This window comes from Burkholderia sp. AU33803 (assembly GCF_002223095.1).
GTDB lineage: Bacteria > Pseudomonadota > Gammaproteobacteria > Burkholderiales > Burkholderiaceae > Burkholderia.
Genome location: NZ_NKFJ01000002.1, coordinates 18,158 through 34,569, shown reverse-complemented (window position 1 = coordinate 34,569; position 16,412 = coordinate 18,158). Strand labels below are relative to the sequence as shown.

General features: G+C 67.7%; 14 protein-coding genes. 9 read left to right on the top strand and 5 right to left on the bottom strand.

The genetic code is table 11. From position 1 onward, the window contains the following. Positions 1–3: 3 nt before the first annotated feature. The 9 genes from fliR to CFB41_RS00170 all read left to right on the top strand — a co-directional run bounded on the left by fliR (position 4) and on the right by CFB41_RS00170 (position 12,711). Entirely contained in the window at positions 4–786 is a 783-nt protein-coding gene (gene fliR, locus CFB41_RS00210) for a flagellar biosynthetic protein FliR (protein ID WP_089455314.1), read from the top strand. A gap of 166 nt (positions 787–952) precedes the next feature. After that, entirely contained in the window at positions 953–1,957 is a 1,005-nt protein-coding gene (locus CFB41_RS00205; RefSeq protein WP_089455435.1) for an ABC transporter substrate-binding protein, read from the top strand. A gap of 120 nt (positions 1,958–2,077) precedes the next feature. Further along, the gene (locus tag CFB41_RS00200; RefSeq protein ID WP_039351969.1) at positions 2,078–2,875 is read left to right on the top strand and encodes an ABC transporter ATP-binding protein; all 798 of its coding nucleotides are present in this window, start codon (positions 2,078–2,080) and stop codon (positions 2,873–2,875) included. Positions 2,876–2,912: 37 nt separating this feature from the next. Next, positions 2,913–3,770: an ABC transporter permease gene (locus CFB41_RS00195; RefSeq protein WP_089438879.1), complete on the top strand. Its 858-nt coding sequence runs from the start codon at positions 2,913–2,915 to the stop codon at positions 3,768–3,770. A gap of 88 nt (positions 3,771–3,858) precedes the next feature. Further along, positions 3,859–5,226 carry a sensor histidine kinase gene (locus CFB41_RS00190; RefSeq protein WP_089455313.1) on the top strand — a complete coding sequence of 456 codons (1,368 nt, stop codon included), beginning with the start codon at positions 3,859–3,861 and terminating at the stop codon, positions 5,224–5,226. 13 nt (positions 5,227–5,239) lie between these two features. After that, positions 5,240–5,917 (top strand): response regulator, encoded by a 678-nt coding sequence (locus CFB41_RS00185; RefSeq protein WP_069246727.1) that lies wholly within the window; start codon positions 5,240–5,242, stop codon positions 5,915–5,917. 281 nt (positions 5,918–6,198) lie between these two features. Further along, entirely contained in the window at positions 6,199–7,329 is a 1,131-nt protein-coding gene (locus CFB41_RS00180; protein ID WP_089455312.1) for a porin, read from the top strand. Between the two features lie 337 nt (positions 7,330–7,666). After that, positions 7,667–9,685 (top strand): site-specific DNA-methyltransferase, encoded by a 2,019-nt coding sequence (locus CFB41_RS00175; protein ID WP_089438877.1) that lies wholly within the window; start codon positions 7,667–7,669, stop codon positions 9,683–9,685. Then, a complete protein-coding gene (locus tag CFB41_RS00170; protein ID WP_089455311.1) occupies positions 9,685–12,711 on the top strand; it encodes a type III restriction-modification system endonuclease in 3,027 nt (1,008 codons plus the stop codon). The genes CFB41_RS00175 and CFB41_RS00170 overlap by 1 nt, the downstream gene beginning before the upstream one ends. Positions 12,712–12,810: 99 nt before the next feature. On the opposite strand, the gene CFB41_RS00165 is transcribed toward CFB41_RS00170, so the two are convergent. The 5 genes from CFB41_RS00165 to CFB41_RS38015 form a co-directional block, all read right to left on the bottom strand. After that, positions 12,811–13,065 carry a hypothetical protein gene (locus CFB41_RS00165; RefSeq protein ID WP_089438875.1) on the bottom strand — a complete coding sequence of 85 codons (255 nt, stop codon included), beginning with the start codon at positions 13,063–13,065 and terminating at the stop codon, positions 12,811–12,813. A 43-nt stretch (positions 13,066–13,108) separates the two neighbouring features. Continuing rightward, the gene (locus tag CFB41_RS00160) at positions 13,109–13,411 is read right to left on the bottom strand and encodes a hypothetical protein (RefSeq protein WP_089438874.1); all 303 of its coding nucleotides are present in this window, start codon (positions 13,409–13,411) and stop codon (positions 13,109–13,111) included. A 296-nt stretch (positions 13,412–13,707) separates the two neighbouring features. Then, a complete protein-coding gene (gene egtD / locus CFB41_RS00155) occupies positions 13,708–14,721 on the bottom strand; it encodes an L-histidine N(alpha)-methyltransferase (protein WP_089455310.1) in 1,014 nt (337 codons plus the stop codon). Next, a complete protein-coding gene (gene egtB, locus CFB41_RS00150; protein WP_089455309.1) occupies positions 14,705–15,928 on the bottom strand; it encodes an ergothioneine biosynthesis protein EgtB in 1,224 nt (407 codons plus the stop codon). Before egtB ends, egtD begins: the two co-directional genes overlap by 17 nt. Then, positions 15,925–16,362, bottom strand: coding sequence for a hypothetical protein (locus CFB41_RS38015; protein ID WP_179249936.1), 438 nt, complete (start codon positions 16,360–16,362; stop codon positions 15,925–15,927). Before CFB41_RS38015 ends, egtB begins: the two co-directional genes overlap by 4 nt. Positions 16,363–16,412 lie beyond the last annotated feature (50 nt).

The window sequence follows — 16,412 nt, the reverse complement described above, 5'->3', positions numbered from 1 at the left end:
GCGATGTTCTCGGTTACCTACGCGCAGCTCAACGGCTGGCTCACGGCGTTCCTGTGGCCGTTCGTGCGGATGCTCGCGCTCGTCGCGACCGCGCCCGTCGTCGGCCATGCGTCGGTGCCCATCCGCGTGAAGATCGGCCTCGCCGCGTTCATGTCGCTGGTCGTGGCGCCTACGCTCGGCGCGATGCCGGGCGTCACCGTGTTCTCCGCGCAGGGCATCTGGATCGTCGTCATGCAGTTCCTGATCGGCGTCGCGATGGGCTTCACGATGCAGATCGTGTTCGCGGCCGTCCAGGCGGCCGGCGACTTCATCGGGCTGTCGATGGGGCTCGGCTTCGCCACCTTCTTCGATCCGCACACGAGCGGCGCGACGCCCGCGATGGGCCGCTTCCTGAACGCGGTCGCGATGCTCGCGTTCCTCGCGGTGGACGGCCACCTGCAGGTGTTCGCCGCGCTCGCCGCGTCGTTCCAGTCGCTGCCGGTGTCGGCCGACCTGCTGCACGCGCCCGGCTGGCGCACGCTCGCGTCGTTCGGCACGACGGTGTTCGAGATGGGGCTGCTGCTCGCGCTGCCGGTGATCGCGGCGCTGCTGATCGCGAACCTCGCGCTCGGCATCCTGAACCGCGCGGCGCCGCAGATCGGCGTGTTCCAGGTCGGCTTTCCCGTGACGATGCTCGTCGGGCTGTTGCTCGTGCAACTGATGATCCCGAACCTCGTGCCGTTCGTGGCGCACCTGTTCGACATGGGGCTCGACGCGATGGGCCGCGTGCTGACCGGGTGGCGCTGAGCGCCTGCCGCCCCCGTTTCCCGCCTGTTCCGGCCCTGCGTTGCTGGAAAACCCCTAAAGGAACCGCCAACCCGCGAAAGGTTGCAGAAGGTTTCGCCTCCCTATACTCGTCGTGACGATGCAGCAAGCATCGCGCCACATGAATACAACGAACGGAGACGACCCGATGCGACCCATCCTGCGCACCCTCGCCGTTGCAGCCAGCCTGAGCTGCGCGCTTGCCGCTCAACCCGCTTTCGCCGACGACGGCGGCAAGATCACGATCATGGTCGGCGGGATCGCGAAGCTCATCTACCTGCCCGCACGGCTCACGCAGGAACTCGGCAACTTCAAGGCCGAAGGGCTCGACGTCGAGCTGCTGTCGCAGCCGGCCGGCGTCGACGCCGAGAACGAACTGCTGGCAGGCGCCGTGCAGGGCGTGGTCGGCTTCTACGACCACACGGTCGACCTGCAGAGCAAGGGTAAGGACGTGAAGGCGATCGCCGTGCTCTGCCAGGTGCCGGGCGAAGTCGAGATGGTGTCGACCAAGGCCGCGCCGACCTTCAAGTCGATGGCCGACTCGAAGGGCAAGACGCTCGGCGTGACGGGCCTCGGCTCGTCGACGAGCTTCCTCACGCAATACCTCGCGCTGCAGCACGGCGTGCAGTCGACCCAGTACACGATGCTGCCGGTCGGCGCCGACGCGAGCTTCATCGCCGCGATCAAGCAGGGCCGCATCGATGCCGGGATGACGACCGAGCCGACGGTGTCCGCGCTCGAGAAGATGGGCGACGCGAAGGTGCTGGTCGACCTGCGCACGCTGGAAGGCACGCGCGCCGCGCTCGGCGGCACCTATCCGGCCGCGAGCCTGTACGTGCAGTCGGCCTGGGCCGATGCGCACAAGGATCAGGCGACCAAGCTCGCGCATGCGTTCGCGAAGACGATGCAGTTCATCCACACGCACAGCGCCGAGGAGATCGCCGCGAAGATGCCGGCCGACTACCAGAAGGACAAGGCGCTGTACGTGAGCGCGCTGAAGGCGTCGCTGCCGATGTACACGGCCGACGGCAAGATGCCGGCCGACGGCCCGGCGACCGTGCTGAAGGTACTGTCGGCGTTCAACCCGTCGGTGAAAGGCAAGCACATCGACCTGGCGCGCACCTACACGAACGATTTCGTGAACGCGAAGTAAGCGAACCGGCAGCGGCGCCGGCGGCGGCGATCCCGCCGCCGTGCGTGCCCCGTTCCGGCCCGGTTGACCGGCCCGGCGTCGCCACGATGCGACGTCCTCCTCACCCGCAGGATCAATGCGATGAACCAGGCAGTTTCCCCAAGCACACCGGCGATCGAGTTTCGCAACGTGTCGTGCCGCTTCATTTCGCCGGAAGGCAAGGCCACCGTCGCGCTGCGCGACTTCAGCATGAGCGTCGCGCGCGGCGAGTTCATCGCGATCGTCGGCCCGACCGGCTGCGGCAAGTCGACCACGCTGAACCTGATCACCGGGCTGCTCAAGCCCGCGACGGGCGAAGTGCGCGTGATGGGCCGACCCGTCGACGGGATCGACCCGCGCATCGGCTTCGTGTTCCAGGCCGACGCCGTATTCCCGTGGCGCAACGTGATCGACAACGTCGCGGCCGGCCCGCTGTTTCGCGGCCGCTCGAAGGACGTCGCGTACACGCAGGCCGAGGAATGGATCCGCAAGGTCGGCCTCGACAAGTTCACGAAGCACTACCCGCACCAGCTGTCCGGCGGGATGAGGAAGCGCGTCGCGCTCGCGCAGACCTTCATCAACCAGCCGGAAATCCTGCTGATGGACGAGCCGTTCTCCGCGCTCGACATGCAGACGCGCACGCTGATGCAGGACGAGCTGCTGCAGCTCTGGTCCGCGAACAAGGGCTCGGTCGTGTTCGTCACGCACGATCTGGAAGAGGCGATCGCGCTGGCCGACCGCGTGTTCGTGCTGACCGCGCGGCCCGCCACGCTCAAGCGCGTGTACGAGATCGACCTGCCGCGCCCGCGCGTCACGTCGGAGATCCGCTACGACACGCGCTTCATCGAAATTTCCAAGGACATCTGGCACGACCTGCGCGAAGAAGTGCAGATCGGCTGACGCATACGCTCAAGGCAAGGACCGCAAGGACAGGAGCATGACCGACATGACGCTTCCCCCCACCGCCATTCCGGCGACGTCGCTCGAGGACGAGTCGCGCGCCGCTCAAACCCGCCTGCGCCGCCGCCGGCAACTGATCATCGGCCTGCGGATCGCCGTGCTCGTGATCGTGCTGGGCGGGTGGGAACTCGCCGCACGGCTGAAGTGGATCGATCCGTTCTTCTTCTCGCAGCCGACGCTGATCTTCGCGCAGATCCAGGACTGGTTCGTCAACGGCACGTCGCAGGGCCCGCTGCTCACGCAGGTGTGGGTCACGCTCGAGGAAACCGGCATCGGCTTCGTGATCGGCTCGGTGGCGGGCGTGATCTGCGGGATCGTGCTCGGCCGCAACAAGCTGATGGCCGACGTGTTCGGCCTGTACATCCAGATCGCGAACTCGATTCCGCGCGTCGTGCTCGGCTCGATCTTCGTGATCGCGCTGGGCCTCGGGATGGCGTCGAAGATCGCGCTGGCCGTCGTGATGGTGTTCTTCGTCGTGTTCGGCAACGCGTTCCAGGGCGTGCGCGAAGCCGACCGCTACCTGATCGCGAATGCGCAGATCCTCGGTGCGTCGCGCCGGCAGATCACCACGTCGGTCGTGATCCCGTCCGCGCTGAGCTGGATTCTCGCCAGCCTGCACGTGAGCTTCGGTTTCGCGCTGGTCGGCGCGGTCGTCGGCGAATTCCTGGGTTCCAAGCAGGGCATCGGCCTGCTAATCTCCACCGCCCAGGGCGCGTTCAACGCGAGCGGCGTGTTCGCGGCGATGATCGTGCTGGCGGTGGTTGCGCTGGCCGCCGACTACCTGCTGACGTGGCTCGAGAAGCGGCTGCTGAAGTGGCGCCCCGCGGCGTTCTGAACGCCGTAGACGGACGCCTGACATGACACACCCGACCGCGCCGGCGACCCCGGCGCGGTTCGGCATTTCGGAGAAGGAGCGCAACGGGATGGCGCACAGCCTGCGCGGACGGCTGCTGTGGTGGCTGCTGCTGCCGCTCGCGGTGTTCGTGCTGATCGCCGGCGCGATGTCGTACGACACCGCGCGGACCACGGCCGCGCTCGTGCAGGACAGCGCGCTCGTCGCGTCGGCGCGCACGATCGGCGAGGACGTCGAATGGCGCGACGGGCGGCCGGCGGCCGACGTGCCGCCCGCCGCGCTGGAGATCTTCGAATCGCCGTCGCGCGACTCGGTGTTCTACAAGGTGATCGACGGCCATGACGGCCTGCTCGCCGGCAATCCCGCGCTCGACCTGCCGGCGCGGCACGGCGTCGAGCCGACGCTGTACGACACGTCGCTCGACGGCGTGCCGCTGCGCGCGGTGGCCTACGACCGCCAGCTGTACGACGAGGGGCAGATCGAGACGGTGACGGTGGTCGTCGCGAAGACGACGCGTTCTTACGGCGCGATGGTCGCGACGATCTGGCGGCCGCAGCTCGTGCGCCTGTCGCTGATGCTGGTGCTCGCGGTGGTGCTCGTCTATCTCGGCCTCACGCTCGAGCTGCGCCCGCTGATGAAGCTGAAGGACGACGTGGCCGACCGCGGGCCGATGGAGCTGGAGCCGATCCGCCCCGAGCGGCTGCAGCACGAGTTGCGGCCGATCGTCGACGCGATCAACCAGTGCATCGCGCGGCTCAACACGCACACGGCCACGCAGCGCCGTTTCATCGCGGATGCCGCGCATCAGTTGCGCACGCCGATCGCGGTGCTCGATACGCAGATCCAGTACGCGCAGCAGCGCGGCAACGACGATCGTGAACTCGCGTCGGTGCTCGACAGCATGCAGCGCAGCAGCCGCAAGATGGCCGACGTGACCGACAAGCTGCTGCTGCTCGCGCATGCGGAAGCGACGCCGTCGACGCTGCTGACCCATCGCGTCGATCTCGCGGCCGTGGTGTCGAGCGTGCTGGAGGAAACGATCGTGCTCGCGCAGCAGCGCAATATCGATCTCGGCGCCGATCTCGGTGAACGGCTCGACGTCGCCGGCAGCGACAGCCTGCTGACCGCGCTGGTGATGAACCTCGTCGACAACGCGGTGCGCTATACGCAGCCGGGCGGCTGCGTGACGGTCTGCGCCCGCCGCGACGGCGACGCGATCGTGCTCGACGTGGTCGACAACGGCCCCGGCATCCCGGCCGAAGCGCGGCCGCACGTGTTCAAGCGGTTTTACCGCGTGTCGGCCGACACCGAAGGCTCGGGCCTCGGGCTCGCGATCGTCCGCGAGATCGCACAGGCGCACGGTGGCAGCGTGTCGCTCGCGCCGGGCGCCGGCAATCGCGGTATCGTCGTAACCGTACGGCTGCCCGCCTACGATTGAAGAGAACGCCGTCATGAAACTTCTGCTGGTCGAAGACAACGCCGAACTCGCGCACTGGATCGTGAACCTGCTGCGCGGCGAGGATTTCGCGGTCGATGCCGTCGGCGACGGCGAGCGCGCCGATACGGTACTGAAAACCGAACGCTACGACGCGGTGCTGCTCGACATGCGCCTGCCCGGCATCAGCGGCAAGGAAGTGCTCGCGAGGCTGCGGCGCCGCAACGACAACGTGCCGGTGCTGATGCTGACCGCGCACGGCTCGGTCGACGACAAGGTCGACTGCTTCGGCGCGGGCGCCGACGACTACGTCGTGAAGCCGTTCGAATCGCGCGAACTGGTCGCGCGGATCCGCGCGCTGATCCGCCGGCAGGCCGGCGTCGGCACGACGCAGCTCGTGTGCGGCGATCTCGTCTATGCATTCGGCACGCGCGAATTCCGCTGCGGCGAAACGGTGCTCGCGCTGCGCCGCCGCGAGCACGCGATCCTCGAAACGCTGATGCTGCAGCAGAACAAGACGGTGTCGAAGGCCCGCCTGATGGACAGCGTGTTCGCGCTCGACGACGAGCCGAGCGCCGACGCGATCGACATCTACATCCACCGGCTGCGCAAGCATCTCGCGGGCAGCACGGCCGAGATCATCACGCTGCGCGGGCTCGGCTACATCCTGCGCATGAAGAGCACGCAGGACTGACGGGCCGTTTTGCGCGCCCTGAATACCGATTCGTAGCACGAAACGTCATCGATGCATGCCGGCGCCCCCGGCTTGCCTGCTTCCGTCCGCCTGCCCGATCCGCGATTGTTGCGCGTTCGGTGTTTTCACCGATCCGATTCTTGCGTCCGGGAAAGCGTCGTGAAGGATTGCACCCTCTACGATGCTACGCGTCGGCCCTCTCGCTGTGGCCGGCAAGAGTCGGCATACATTGCGTACTGCCAACGACCAGATTCCAATGCGGCAGCTCGGAGGAGACGATCTTGAAACGAAAAACCCTTGCCCTTTCCATCGCGGCGGCTGGCCTGTGCGCCGGCACCCAGGCGCATGCGCAGTCGAGCGTGCAGCTCTACGGCCTGATGGACCTGAGCTTTCCGACCTACCGGACCCACGCCGACGCGAACGGCAATCACGTGATCGGGATGGGCAACGCAGGCGAGCCGTGGTTCAGCGGCAGCCGCTGGGGCCTGAAGGGCGCTGAAGACATCGGCGGCGGCACGAAGATCATCTTCCGCCTCGAAAGCGAATTCGTGGTCGCGAACGGCCAGATGGAAGACGAAGGCCAGATCTTCGACCGCGACGCGTGGGTGGGCGTCGAGGACGAACGCTTCGGCAAGCTGACGGCCGGCTTCCAGAACACGATCGCCCGCGATGCGTCCACGATCTACGGCGATGCGTACGGTTCCTCGAAGCTGTCGACCGAGGAAGGCGGCTGGACCAACTCGAACAACTTCAAGCAGATGATCTTCTACGCGGCCGGCCCGACCGGCACGCGCTACAACAACGGCGTCGCGTGGAAGAAGCTGTTCAGCAACGGCATCTTCGCGAGCGCCGGCTACCAGTTCAGCAACTCGACCGCGTTCGCGACCGGCTCCGCGTACCAGGTCGCGCTCGGCTACAACGGCGGGCCGTTCAACGTGTCGGGCTTCTACAACCACGTGAACCACGACGGTTACCGGAACCAGACGTTCTCGGTCGGCGGCAACTACACGTTCGACATCGTGCGCCTGAACGCCGGCTACTTCCGCTACAACGGCGACCAGGGCTCGCTCGGCCAGCGTCACGACGATTCGTGGACGGTGTCGATGAAGATCGCGCCGAAGGGCGCGCTCGACTACGAGCTCGGCTACCAGCAGATGCGCATCAAGAACGCCGCGAACAACGCGGACGGCTTCACGCCGAACGCCAACCTCGGCGCGTTCAGCCTGACCAACGGCGTCGCCAACGGCTTCAAGGAGACGATCTACGGGTCGGTGTTCTACCACCTGAGCAAGCGCACCGAGGTCTACCTGGCCGGCGACTACATGAAGCTGCACGGCGGCTACACGGTGTCGTCGACGTTCGGCGCGAAGAACCAGCTCGAACTGACGTCGGGCATCCGCACGCGCTTCTGACCCGAAACGGGGCCCGACGGGCCCCGTCCCACCCTCCGTCCGGGATTCTCCATGCGGGCACGCCGGCGCCGGGCGCCGACCGTGCCCTTTTTTTCGTCCTTTCCGGCGGGCTCCGGCGGATGCCCTCCAGGCGGCCGCCGGCCGACCTTGCGACAACCCGCCCGAAGCCGCTTGCGGCCCGTCCGGCGGGCAATCGCGGCCGATGCCCGCACGATCGCCTCACATCGGCGCTTGACCTCGGCCGGGTGACTCGATAGCGTTTCGGGTTTGCCCGGGTGGCCGTTGCCGCCGCTGCCGTGAGTGCGCCCGATGTCCTGGCGCGCGCGGCCGGGCTCCGATGGAAAAGACGATGCAGAAACTCGATGCGGCCAGCCCGCAGGCGATGTCGACGGATTTCACCGCCGACAACGTCGCGCGCCTGAAGGCGCTGTTCCCCGAACTCGTGACCGAAGGCCCCGACGGCGCGTCGGTCGACGTCGACGTGCTGAAGGCGCTGGTCGGCGACCGCACGGTCGGCGACGCCGACGAGCGCTACGGCTTCCACTGGCACGGCAAGCGCAGCGCGCGCCAGGCCGCGCTCACGCCGTCGACGGGCACGCTGCGGCCCTGCCCCGACGACAGCGTCGCGTGGGACGACACGCGCCATCTCGTGATCGAGGGCGACAACCTCGACGTGATGAAGCTGCTGCACAAGAGCTACGCAGGCAAGGTGAAGCTCGTCTACATCGACCCGCCGTACAACACCGGCAGCGATTTCGTCTATCCGGACGACTTCAGCGACAGCATCCGCCACTACCTGGCGATGACCGGGCAGACCCAGGGCGGCGCGAAGCGCAGCACCAACACCGAGGCGAACGGCCGGTTCCACACCGACTGGCTGAACATGATGTATCCGCGCCTGAAGCTCGCGCACGCGCTGCTGTCCGACGAAGGGCTGATCGCCGTGCACATCGACGAGCACGAAGTGCATGCGCTCGTGCTGATGCTGCGCGAGATCTTCGGCGAGGAGAACGAGCTCGGCGTGGCCGTGTGGGACAAGCGCAACCCGAAGGGCGACGCGCGCGGCGTCGCGTACCAGCACGAATCGCTGGTGCTGTTCGCGCGCAATGCCGAGACGCTGCTCGAACAGGCGCCGCTCAAGCGCCCGAAGCGCAATGCGCAGCGCATGCTCGATGCCGCGCACGACGCCGTGTACCGCAGCGGCAACCCGAAGGACGCGCAGAAGGCGTACCGCGCATGGATGAAGGCGCAGACCAACCTGTCCGGCGGCGAGGTGATGTACGACCGGCTGTCGCCGGAAGGCCGCGTGTACCGCCTCGTGTCGATGGCCTGGCCGAACAAGAAGAAGGCGCCGGACGAATATTTCACGCCGCTGATCCACCCGGTCACCGGCAAGCCGTGCGCGATGCCGGCGCGCGGCTGGCGCAACCCGCCCGCGACGATGCAGGCGCTGCTCGAGCGCGGCCAGATCGAATTCGGCCCGGATGAAACCACGCAGCCGCAGCGGATCTACTACCTCGACGAGAACATGTACGAGAACGTGCCGTCGGTGCTGCCGTTCGCGGGCTCCGACGATGCGCTGCTGAAGACGCTCGGCATCCCGTTCGACCTGCCCAAGCCGGTCGATTTCGCGGCGGCCGTGATCGGCTGGTGCACGCGCGGCGACGACATCGTGCTCGACTGCTTCGCCGGCTCCGGCTCGACCGGCCACGCGGTGATGCAGGTGAACGCGACCGACGGCGGCGCGCGCCGCTACATCCTCGTGCAGCTGCCCGAGGCGCTCGACCGGCGCGACAAGACGCAGACAGCGGCCGCCGACTTCTGCGCGAAGCTGAAGAAGCCGCTGACGCTCGCCGAAATCACGAAGGAACGCCTGCGCCGCGCCGCGCAGCAGGTCGCGCGCGACTATCCGGAAAGCTATGGCGACCTCGGCTTTCGCGTGTACCGGCTCGACACGACCAACGTGATCGAGTGGGACCCGCGCCGCGACGACTTCGACCACGCGCTCTTCGCGTCCGTCGAGCACGTGAAGACCGGCCGCACCGAGGACGACCTGCTCGCCGAGCTGACGCTGAAGCTCGGCCTCGACCTGTGCACGCCGGTCGAGCATCACCAGGTGGCGGGCAAGACCGTGCACCTGATCGGCCGCGCGATCGTCGCGTGCTTCGATGCGCGCATTTCGCGCGACGACGCGGGGCCGCTCGCCGACGGCATCGTCGACCTGCTCGATGCGACCGGCACGACGCACGACGTCACGTGCCTGTTCCGCGACAGCGGCTTCGTCGACGACGTCGCGAAGCTCAATCTCGCCGCGCTGCTCGAACAGCACGGCGTGAAGCGCGTGCGGAGCCTGTGATGCGGCTGCATTTCGAAGCGGATCTCGACTACCAGCGCGAGGCGATCGACGCCGTCTGCGACCTGTTTCGCGGCCAGGAATCGTATCGCGGCGACTTCAGCGTGCTCGCGAACGCCGCGCCCGGCACGACGGCCGCCGCGCAAGGCTCGCTCGGCTTCGCGGTGTCGGAGCAAGGCGTCGGCAACCGGCTGTCGCTGACCGACGACGCGCTCGCGCGTAACCTCGCCGACGTGCAGCTGCGCGGCGGGCTGCCGCCGTCCGGCCTGCCCGGCTCGCGCGACTTCACCGTCGAGATGGAAACCGGCACCGGCAAGACCTACGTGTACCTGCGCACGATCTTCGAGCTGAACCGCCGCTACGGCTTCACGAAGTTCGTGATCGTCGTGCCGTCGATCGCGATCAAGGAAGGCGTGCACAAGACGCTCTCGATCACCGAGGATCACTTCCGCGCGCTGTATGCGGGCGTGCCGTACGACTACTTCCTGTACGACTCCGCGAAGCTCGGCCAGGTGCGCCACTTCGCGGCGAGCGCGGCGATCCAGATCATGGTGATGACGGTGGCCGCGATCAACAAGAAGGAAATCAACAACCTCTACAAGGACAGCGAGAAGACCGGCGGCGAGAAGCCGATCGACCTGATCCGCGCGACGCGGCCGATCGTGATCGTCGACGAGCCGCAAAGCGTCGACGGCGGGCTCGAAGGCCGCGGCCGCGAAGCGCTCGCCGCGATGGCGCCGCTCTGCACGCTGCGCTATTCGGCCACGCACGTCGACCGTCACCACATGGTGTACCGGCTCGACGCGGTCGACGCGTACGAGCGCAAGCTGGTCAAGCAGATCGAGATCGCATCGGCGATCGTCGAGGATGCGCACAACAAGCCGTACGTGCGGCTCGTCGGCGTGTCGAACCGGCGCGGCGCGATCAGCGCGCGCATCGAGCTCGACGTCGCGACGACGGCCGGCGTGAAGCGCCAGATCGTGTCGGCCACCGACGGCGACGATCTCGAACGCCTGACCAAGCGCGCGCTGTACGCGGGGCTGCGGATCGGCGAAGTCCATGCGGTGAAGGGCGCCGAATACGTCGAGCTGCGCCATCCGGAAGGCGAGGCGTTCCTGTCGCTCGGCGAGGCGTTCGGCGACATCGACACGCTCGCCGTGCAGCGCGAGATGATCCGCCGCACGATCCGCGAGCATCTGGACAAGGAACTGCGCCTGGCCGAACGCGGCGTGAAGGTGCTGTCGCTGTTCTTCGTCGATTCGGTCGAGCGCTATCGCCGCTACGACGAGAACGGCATGCCCGCGAAGGGTGACTACGCGCTGATCTTCGAAGAGGAATATGCGCGTGCGGCACGCGTGCCGGCCTACCGTGCGCTGTTCGACGGCGTCGACGTCGCGCTCGAAGTCGGGCGCGCGCACAACGGCTACTTCTCGATCGACCGCAAGGGCGGCTGGACCGACACGAGCGAAAGCAGCGCCGCGGCGCGCGAGAACGCAGAGCGTGCGTACGGCCTGATCATGCGCGAGAAGGAGGCGCTGCTGTCGTTCGACACGCCGCTGAAGTTCATCTTCTCGCACTCGGCGCTGAAGGAAGGCTGGGACAACCCGAACGTGTTCCAGATCTGCACGCTGCGCGACATCCAGACCGAACGCGAGCGCCGCCAGACCCTCGGCCGCGGGCTGCGCCTCGCCGTCGACCAGGACGGCGAACGCGTGCGCGACCCGGGCGTGAACACACTCACCGTGATCGCGACCGAGCGCTACGAGTCGTTCGCGGAGAACCTGCAGAAGGAAATCGAGGCCGATACGGGCATCCGGTTCGGGATCGTCGAGGAACACCAGTTCGCGGCGCTGCCCGTGCAGGAAGGCGACGGGCCCGCGCATGCGCTCGGCGTCGAGCTGTCGCGCGTGCTGTGGAATCATCTGCACGAACAAGGCTACGTCGACGCGCAAGGCAAGGTGCTCGACCGGCTGAAGGATGCGCTGCGCCAGAGCGCGCTGGTGCTGCCGGAGGCATTCGAGATGCTGCGCGCGCCGATCGTCGCGACGCTGCGCAAGCTGTCGGGCCGTTTCGCCGTGCGCAACGCGGACGAGCGCCGTGCGATCGCGCTGCGGCGCGATGCGTCGGGCAAGGCCGTCGTGTTCGGCGAGGATTTCCGCGCGTTGTGGGACCGCATCCGCCATCGCACCGTGTACCGCGTCGAGTTCGACAACGCGAAGCTCGTGCGCGACTGCGCGGCCGCGCTGCACGACGCGCCGGACATCGCGCGCGCACGGCTGCAGTGGCGCAAGGCCGAGATCGACATCGGCAAGGCCGGCATCGAGGCGATCGAGGTGGCCGGCGCCGGCACGGTGCTGCTCGACGAAGGCGAGCTGCCGCTGCCCGACCTGCTCACCGAGCTGCAGGACCGCACGCAGCTCACGCGCCGTTCGCTCGCGACGATCCTCGCCGACAGCGGCCGGCTCGAGGATTTCCGCGTGAATCCGCAGCAGTTCATCGCGGTCGCGGCCGATGCGATCAACCGCTGCAAGCGCCAGGCGCTCGTCGCGGGCATCGCGTACCGCAAGCTCGGCGAGCGTCATGTGCATGCGCTCGAATCGTTCGAGAGCGAGGCGCTGACCGGCTACCTGCGCAACCTGCGGCCCGATGCGCAGAAGTCGATCCACGAGGCGGTCGTGTGCGAGACGGACGCGGAGCGCGCGTTTGCCGATGCGCTCGAGGCGCACGACGGCGTGAAGCTGTATGCAAAGCTGCCTGCGTGGTTCCGCGTGCAGACGCCGCTCGGCAGCTATCACCCGGACTGGGCGGTGCTCGCGGAACAGGACGGCGGCGAACGGCTGTACTTCGTCGTCGATACGCCGAATGCGGACGGCCACGTGCCGAGCGAGCACGAGCGCGCGAAGCTCGCGTGCGGCGAGGCGCATTTCCGGGCGCTGGTGGACGGCGATGGCGCGGCGCGCTTCGTGCGCGTGAGGCAGGCGGACGCGTTGTTCGAACCTGCGACGCCGCGGGCGGGCGCCGGGCAATAAGACGAAGGGCGGCGATGAGCCGCCCTTTTTTCATGAGGCACGCACCGGGCGCGCCGGTCGAGGCAGGCGGCCGCAGCGCCGCCCCGACAACGATGACGCTTACTGCGCCGGCTGCATGCCCTGCGCAGCGGCCCTGTGTTGCGCGGCCTGCTCCTGCGCCTGCTTCTTCGCCATGTGGTGGCCGACGATACAGCCGCCCACCGCACCGACGACCGCGTGGTGCCCCGCATAGTGGCCGGCCACACCGCCGACCACCGCGCCCTTCATGCAGCCCGCCGCGTGCGCGCTGCCGATGGTGGCCAGCGCAACGACGGCCGCGGTGGCACACAGCCTGATGTGTCGAATGGGCATCATGTTTTCATTCTCCTCATGTGGAGATCAAGTCGAGCCGCTTCGCTCAATCCCAGCGGCCGCCACGCCAGCCGCCGCGATCGCGCCACTCGTGCTCGCGCCATTCACGGCGGCGCCACTCGTGTTCGCGCCATTCGCGCTCACGCCAGCCGTCGCCGCGCCAACCGTCATCGCGATAGCCGACCGGCGCGTACATGACGGGCGGAGGCGGCGCCACGTAGACGGGCGCCGGCGCCACATAGGTGGGTACACCGATGCCGACCGACAGGTCGACGTGGGCCGAGGCGACGCCCGAAGCTGCCAGCGCCGCTACACCGAGAACTGCACCGAGAATGAGTTTCTTGTTCATCTCGCAACTCCCTGCACGTGTCGTGCGTCATGTGAATACGGTTCGGAGTCTAGGCACCGGACACAGACACAGGTGAAACGGGTATGCGAGACAGGTAACGGACGTTTACAGGCGCCCGCAAAACCTTGCGGGACAAGGAAGAGGCGGCATTCCAAATACCGTTGCAGCGGTGCATCGGGTCGGTAAAAACGGGATTTCCGGTCCGAAACCGGGCGATCGGCACGGGCAGGCGAGCATTCGAAGGCGCGGAAAGCGAACCGCCCGCACCATCCGCGAGCGGTTCGCAAGCACGCGCATCACGCGCGGATATCGTCGACGCTGCGCAGCCAGTGAACGCTGAACAGGTTGTCCGTGTCGGTCCACACGGTATCGGGCACGAATCCGGCGCGGCGCGCGCTCGCATGGAAACCGTCGATCGTGAACTTGTGCGAATTTTCCGTGTGGATGCGCTCGCCGGCGTCGAACCGGAACACGTGGCCGCGCACGTGCACGGTCTGCGCGACGTCACTGACGAGATGCATCTCGATGCGCTGTCGCACGGGGTCGTAGAACGCGCAATGCGAGAACGCATCGACGTTGAAATCCGCACCGAGCTCGGTATTCGCGCGCACCAGCAGGTTGAGGTTGAACTGCGCGGTCACGCCCTGCGCATCGTTATACGCGTCGTGCAGCGTGCGCGCGTCCTTCACGAGGTCCGCGCCCACCAGCAAGCCGCCGCCGCGCAGCAGCCGCGCGGCATCGCGCAGGAACGCATCGGCTTCTTCCGGCGTGAAGTTGCCGATCGTCGAACCGGGAAAGAAGCCGATGCGCCGCGCCGGTGTCGCGGTCAGCTCGGCCAGTTGCTCGGCCTTCGTGTAGTCGGCCGCGATCGGCGCGACGTCGAGCCACGGGTAGGCCGCACGCAGCCGCGCGGCGGCGCCGTGCAGGTAGTCGGCCGAGATATCGACCGGCACGTAGCGCGCCGGCGCGTTCGCATAGTTGCCCGCGAACGCGTCGAGCAGCACGCGGATCTTCTCGAGCGAGCCCGCGCCGAATTCGACGAGTTCCGCATGCGGGCCGACACGCCGCACGATCTCGGCCGCGCGATCGCGCAGGATGCCGAGCTCGGTGCGGGTCGGGTAATACTCGGGCAACTCGCAGATACGATCGAACAGCGTGGAGCCGGCCGCATCGTAGAAGTATTTCGGCGGAATGCTGCGCGGCGTACGCGACAGCCCGTCGATCAGGTCGCGCTCGAACGCGCTCGGCCGCGAATCGCGGGCGGGTTGCTGGCCACCGCTCGTGGCCGTCCGGTCAGACGTCTCGCGCAAGTCGCACCCCCGTGAACTGCCAGCGCGCGGCCGGCGGAAAGAAATTGCGGTACGTCGGCCGTTCGTGTCCGGGCGGCGTCGCGATGCTGCTGCCGCGCAGGACTTGCTGGCCGACCATGAACTTGCCGTTGTATTCGGCCGCCACCCCGACGAGCGGCCGAAAGCCCGGATACGGCTCGTAGGACGAGCGCGTCCATTGCCACACGTGCCCGAGCATCTGCCGAATGCCTTCAGCAGGGAACGCGGCTTCCCATTCGAATTCGGTCGGCAGCCGCGCGCCGGCCCATTCCGCGTACGCGGCCGCTTCGTAGAAGCTCACGTGGCACACCGGCGCGTCGGGGGCGAGCGGCTCGACGCCGTGCAGGCCGAACGTGCGCCGCACGCGCGTGGCGGCCGCATCGTCGTCGTCGGGCATCCAGTACGCGGGCCCTTGCCACCCTTCCCGCTGCACGGTGGCCCAGCCGTCCGACAGCCAGAACTCGGGGCGCGTATAGCCGCCGTCGGCGACGAACGCCGCGAATTCCGCATTCGTCACCAGGCGGTTCGCGATCTCGTACGGCCGCACGAGCGCCGTATGGCGCGGCCGTTCGTTGTCGAACGAGAACGCGTCGCCATCGTGGCCGATCTCGACGAGCCCGCCCGGCTGATGCAGCCAAAGCTGCGCGCCGGCGTCGCCTGCAGCCATCGCGCCCGCGTCCGTCCCGTTGCGCGGCCGGAATGCCGGCTTCAGCGGGTTGCACGAGAACGCATGCAGCATGTCGGTGACAATCAGCTCCTGATGCTGCTGCTCGTGATGCAGCCCGAGTTCGACCTCGGGCGCGATCGTCTCGAGCAGCGCCGCGTCGGCGCCGGCCAGCGCGCGCAGCATCGCGTCGTCGACGTGCTGCCGGTACGCATGCACCTCGTCGAGCGACGGGCGCGTGAGCAGCCCGCGTTGCGGCCGTGGATGGCGCGGGCCGAGCGCTTCGTAATAGGAATTGAAGAGGAACTGGAAGGCCGCGTTGAACGGCGCGTAGCCGGGCACGCGTCGCATCAGCACGACGGTTTCGAAGAACCAGGTCGTATGCGCGAGGTGCCATTTCGTCGGGCTGGCGTCGGGCATCGACTGCACGGCCTGATCCTCGGCGGACAACGTCGCGGTCGACGCGACGCTATGGGCGCGCACGTCCTGGTAACGGCGCTGAAGCTGTGATGCAAGGAGGCTCATCGGTTTACCGTCCACGTCGCGATTCGCTGCGTTGCGTGTTGCCGGAAAAAGGAAAGCCTTGCGCGTAATGCGCGCGGCTGACGTGCGACCTGCTGCTGCGTCGTCGGGCAGCCGGCGCGCGCGCCGGGCCGCGGATGCGGCGTCACTTCATCTGCCCGTGCAGAACAGTATGGGCCAGAAATGTGAATGTTGCTGACCGAGATGCGGATGAAACGGCAGATAAATGTAAATGAAAGTAATCGATCACCTGCCAATTGCTGACAACGGCACGCATTGAGGGGCATGCGGAGGGCCATGCGTCTGCCGTCGTGATCGATGCATGCCGCGGACGTTCGCGCGGCCGTGATCATCACCGTGGCGTGAATGCGGAATCGTCTGACCAGCACGGGCGCGCGCGAAGCATGCTCGCCGCGTTTATCGCGTTCGACGAGCACCCTGCCCCCGCCCTTGCCCTGCGGCCTTCCGCGCCGACCTGCTCGCCGGC

What these genes read in the sequence shown, in the direction of transcription:
- CFB41_RS00195 (WP_089438879.1), top strand. Translation starts at nt 2,913, where the DNA reads ATGACCGACATGACGCTTCCCCCCACCGCCATTCCGGCGACGTCGCTC.
- CFB41_RS00160 (WP_089438874.1), bottom strand. Translation starts at nt 13,411, where the DNA reads ATGAACAAGAAACTCATTCTCGGTGCAGTTCTCGGTGTAGCGGCGCTG.
- egtB (WP_089455309.1), bottom strand. Translation starts at nt 15,928, where the DNA reads ATGAGCCTCCTTGCATCACAGCTTCAGCGCCGTTACCAGGACGTGCGC.
- fliR (WP_089455314.1), top strand. Translation starts at nt 4, where the DNA reads ATGTTCTCGGTTACCTACGCGCAGCTCAACGGCTGGCTCACGGCGTTC.
- CFB41_RS00200 (WP_039351969.1), top strand. Translation starts at nt 2,078, where the DNA reads ATGAACCAGGCAGTTTCCCCAAGCACACCGGCGATCGAGTTTCGCAAC.
- CFB41_RS00205 (WP_089455435.1), top strand. Translation starts at nt 953, where the DNA reads ATGCGACCCATCCTGCGCACCCTCGCCGTTGCAGCCAGCCTGAGCTGC.
- CFB41_RS00190 (WP_089455313.1), top strand. Translation starts at nt 3,859, where the DNA reads ATGGCGCACAGCCTGCGCGGACGGCTGCTGTGGTGGCTGCTGCTGCCG.
- CFB41_RS00165 (WP_089438875.1), bottom strand. Translation starts at nt 13,065, where the DNA reads ATGATGCCCATTCGACACATCAGGCTGTGTGCCACCGCGGCCGTCGTT.
- CFB41_RS00185 (WP_069246727.1), top strand. Translation starts at nt 5,240, where the DNA reads ATGAAACTTCTGCTGGTCGAAGACAACGCCGAACTCGCGCACTGGATC.
- CFB41_RS00170 (WP_089455311.1), top strand. Translation starts at nt 9,685, where the DNA reads ATGCGGCTGCATTTCGAAGCGGATCTCGACTACCAGCGCGAGGCGATC.
- CFB41_RS00175 (WP_089438877.1), top strand. Translation starts at nt 7,667, where the DNA reads ATGGAAAAGACGATGCAGAAACTCGATGCGGCCAGCCCGCAGGCGATG.